At 47.9% G+C, this 3,868-nt stretch carries 4 protein-coding genes; 3 read left to right on the top strand and 1 reads right to left on the bottom strand.

Going from position 1 to position 3,868, the window contains the following annotated elements; translation table 11 throughout:
* The 3 genes from ACT3TY_RS17770 to ACT3TY_RS17760 all read left to right on the top strand — a co-directional run.
* Positions 1-1,012, top strand: a 1,012-nt coding sequence (locus tag ACT3TY_RS17770; RefSeq protein ID WP_444629083.1) for a hypothetical protein, incomplete at its 5' end; no start/stop codon positions are given.
* Positions 1,013-1,121: 109 nt separating this feature from the next.
* Entirely contained in the window at positions 1,122-2,696 is a 1,575-nt protein-coding gene (locus ACT3TY_RS17765; RefSeq protein WP_444629082.1) for a transposase, read from the top strand.
* A 347-nt stretch (positions 2,697-3,043) separates the two neighbouring features.
* Entirely contained in the window at positions 3,044-3,442 is a 399-nt protein-coding gene (locus ACT3TY_RS17760; RefSeq protein WP_444629081.1) for a hypothetical protein, read from the top strand.
* Here the strand turns inward: ACT3TY_RS17760 and ACT3TY_RS17755 are convergent.
* Positions 3,428-3,868: IS30 family transposase (locus ACT3TY_RS17755; RefSeq protein ID WP_444629080.1), on the bottom strand; the 441-nt coding region annotated here is incomplete at its 5' end. The two genes, ACT3TY_RS17760 and ACT3TY_RS17755, sit on opposite strands and share 15 nt — an antisense overlap.

Genomic DNA, 3,868 nt, shown 5'->3' with positions numbered 1-3,868 from the left:
ACAAGTCGTTCAAGTCGACGGCGCTACGCGCCGCAGCTTAACTCCAGTGTTAGCTGGCCAAATACATACAGGTTTCGTATCGAAAATGATAACTAACAAACCATCGCCAGAAGAATTCAAGAACTTAAGTGTCCAGTATTTGGTTCAATCAGTAGATCTTTTACTGAAGACAGAAGTGGCTCTTGCCGTCCATGATGACTGGGAAACTAACGATGAGGTTGATGAAGAGTGGGAAAGCCGGCAGGGAATACTCGGAAATTCGTTGATAATGCTCTTTCTCTCCATTGAAAATTATTTTAAGCATGAAATATGTAAAGTTGATTCACTGCTCTTGATTGCGGGAGAGCCTTCTAAATGGGGTTTGTCGAAAGAAAATAAGGACTTCGAGGATCTATTTATACATCAGTTTGATGATTTACTCGTTATTTTTCAGGAAATAACTTCTAAGAAAATAGAGCCAATCGTTAAGGTGAGATTGGATGATTTGCGAAAGAAGCGCAATAAATACACCCATGGTCTACACCGAGATATTTTGGGGCCAGCATACATTATCGAGTTGATCGCTATGTTTTTGACAAACTTATGGGGAGCTGGCTGGGTAAAAGATTTCAAATCAGTTATGTTAACGGAGCCACTTTACGGCGTTTCAAACGAAGAAGAAGAGCAAATGCAGCTGCTCTACTATTTCAAATTTTTTGAGAAGTACTTATCGGATAATAAATTTAGAAAATTAATAGGTATGCCGGGTTCTGGACGAAGATACTATTGTCCGTACTGTATGAATTGCTCAATTGAATCAGGAATGATAGTTGACGCAAATTATGCCTTACTGGAACCGAATCTCCGAGATTCAGAAGAACTTAAATGCTGGATCTGCGAATCTTTTTCTGAAATTGAGAGGCGTGACTGCATCTCGGCAGGGTGCCGTGGTAACGTTGTTTATCCTGAGGATTCATACCACGAGCACACCAGTAACTGCTGTCTCTCATGTTGTTCAGTTCAAAGTAGCTAGCAAAGCATTGCAGCGGAAAAGCCGCTGAATGCGGCGTTGAGGCTGTAGAAAAACCCCGCTGATGGCCAGGTTTTGGTAGGATCGAGGAAACAGACGAGGAGTGGTCAGCATGCCGCGCTTCAAGGCTTATAACTACGATCAGAACGCCATGGTGGTGATCAACTACCAGGATCAGCTCCAGCCAGGTACTTTTGAACACGCCGTGCACTACCTGATCGAGCACAAGCTCGACCTATCCGTTTTCCATCCCAAGTACCGCAACGATGCGACCGGTCGGCTGGCCTATGATCCGGCTATCCTGCTCAAAATTATCCTGTTTGCTTACTCAAAAGGCATCACCTCCAGTCGTGAAATGCAATGGTGCTGCGAGACCAACATCATTTTCAAAGCCCTTTCCTGCGATACCGTTCCCCACTTCACCACATTGGCCAGCTTCGTCAGCCGCCATGCTGATGAGATTGAAGCGCTGTTCGAACAAGTGCTGCTGGTGTGCCACGAACAAGGCTTGTTGGGTAACGAACTCTTTGCCATTGATGGCTGCAAGATGTCCTCCGACGCTTCCAAAGAGTGGTCTGGCACATTCAAAGAGTTGGGCGAGAAGCGTGAGAAGCTGAGAAGCCTGATTCGGCATCACCTACTGGAGCACTACGCGCGCGATGAGGCCGAGACGGAAGCCGATCTGGACCGGGATATCCGACGGGCCAGGACGATTCTCTCGCTAGATGCCACCATGAACAAAGTGGATCGTTTCCTAAAGACGAGCAGCCCAAGGATGGGCCGGGGGAAGCGAATCAAGGAAGTGAAGGGCAATCTGACCGGTAACGAAAGTGCCAAAATGACCACCAGCAAGGGCACGATTCAGGGCTATAACGGCGTCGCCACGGTGGATAAAAAGCACCAGATCGTCATTGACGCTCAGGCCTTTGGCGAAGGCCAGGAACATCACACCTTGCAGCCCGTACTGGAAACGGTCGCAGCCCGTTTTAAGAAGCTCGGGATTGCGGACAACATCTACCAGAAAGGCACCGTCGTCACCGCGGATACAGGCTTTGCCAACGAAGCCAATATGAAGTATCTGCACGAACAGCAGATCAACGGCTACATCCCCGATAACCAGTTCCGCAGCCGAGATCCGAAGTTCGCCGACCAGAAAGACAAATACGGCAAGCGCCACCAGAACCTGCCGGACAAAGGCTGGCGAGAGACGACGCCCGCCAGCGCGTTTCAGTTTGATCCAGTAGCGCTAACGTGTATCTGCCCAACCGGCGAAAAGCTGTCCTATCGCGGGCAACGAGAAACGGACACTGGCAAGATCCGGGTACACTTTGAAGGACGTTTGTTGCAATGTCGGCACTGCCCCAAGAAAGTCCGATGCATGCAGAACCCGAGCTCTGCCGACCATCGCAACGGCGCAGGGCGACAAGTGTCTTTTATTGTCGAGAACAACCGCTTACCCAATTACACTGACTGGATGAAGCACCGAGTTGATAGCCCGAAGGGCAAAGAGATTTACAGCCATCGCATGTCAGTTGTAGAGCCGGTGTTCGGCAATATTGGCACAACGAAAAGACTGAACCGCTTCAGCCTTCGAGGTAAGAAAAAGGTGCAAGGCCAGTGGCAGCTCTACTGCTTAGTGCACAATATTGAGAAGTTAGCGAATTATGGCCACTTGGTTGCGTCATGAAGGGCTATGAGCGGGATAAGTTGCGCTTAAGAGCAAAAGGCCGTCTTCAGCAAGCTTTAGCTGGCCGCTCAAGTGGCTAAATGCCGATACTAAGATTACTCAGCCATATACCCGGCTGGGTAAATGAATAAGGACAAAAGGCGGTAGAGGTGGCTCGAAATCGGGTTTTTCTACAGCCTCGTTATATCAGTGCTTGTTGAAAGTCCGCACTTGGCCGAAACAGGAATGCTCGTGCTTAGGTGCTATCGATCCGTAGCAGACATAATGGGAAATGGAGCAGGCGCGTTTATCCAATCATAAGATGAGCAGTCTAATACCTGTTATACGAAACTAGTGAGTAGCAATAAATGATTTGTTCAAATCTAATAGAGCTTATCCCGTCAGCGATAATGGCTGTATTTCTGGCTTATATCGCGTATCAACAAATGGCAACTAATCAAAGAAAGTTAAATCTTGATCTCTATAATAAGCGCTTTACAGTATACACGGACACACTCCGTTTCTTTCAGGAGCTTTCTGAAGGGGAGGTTAGTAAAGAGACCCGTCGAGCTTTTATTGCCAGCAAAGAAGCATCTAAGTTTCTATTTTCAAAAGACCCCAGCATTTTCGAGCTTCTTGATACTATATATAAAGAATCATTCAAAACTACTGGGTTTCAGCTGCATGGCAAAGAAATTTTAAGAGATTCTGATTTTTTAACAGGGCGGATGCAGACACTGAGTGCAACACACTCATTGGATGGTTGACGGGCTTTCATGATACTTGGCCATCAGTTCGCTCATCACTTCTATCGGACATTTAAAATCAAAGCGTTTTCGAGGGCGCATATTCAACTCGAAAGCGATAGCGTCGAGCTCTTCTTGGCTATGCACGGAAAGATCCGTCCCTTTCGGTAAATATTGGCGGATAAGGCCATTGATATTTTCGTTGGCGCCCCGTTGCCAGGGGCTATGTGGATCGCAAAAGTAAATGGCGACGCCGGTTTCCTGAGTGATCTTTGCATGCTGCGCCATTTCGCGGCCCTGGTCATAGGTCATGCTTTTTCGGGCCGTCGTCGGCATTCGGTTTAAGGCCGCACTGAAGCCTGCTACCGCTGATGTAGCGGTGGCATCGTCCATTTTAGCGAGGATGAGATAGCCACTGCTGAGTTCTACTAAGGTGCCCACTGCAGA

Source organism: Halomonas sp. AOP22-C1-8 (assembly GCF_052378905.1).
Taxonomy (GTDB): Bacteria; Pseudomonadota; Gammaproteobacteria; order Pseudomonadales; family Halomonadaceae; genus Vreelandella; species Vreelandella citrativorans.
Note: the sequence above shows the minus strand (reverse complement) of the source record. Positions and strands in the feature narration are given on the sequence as shown.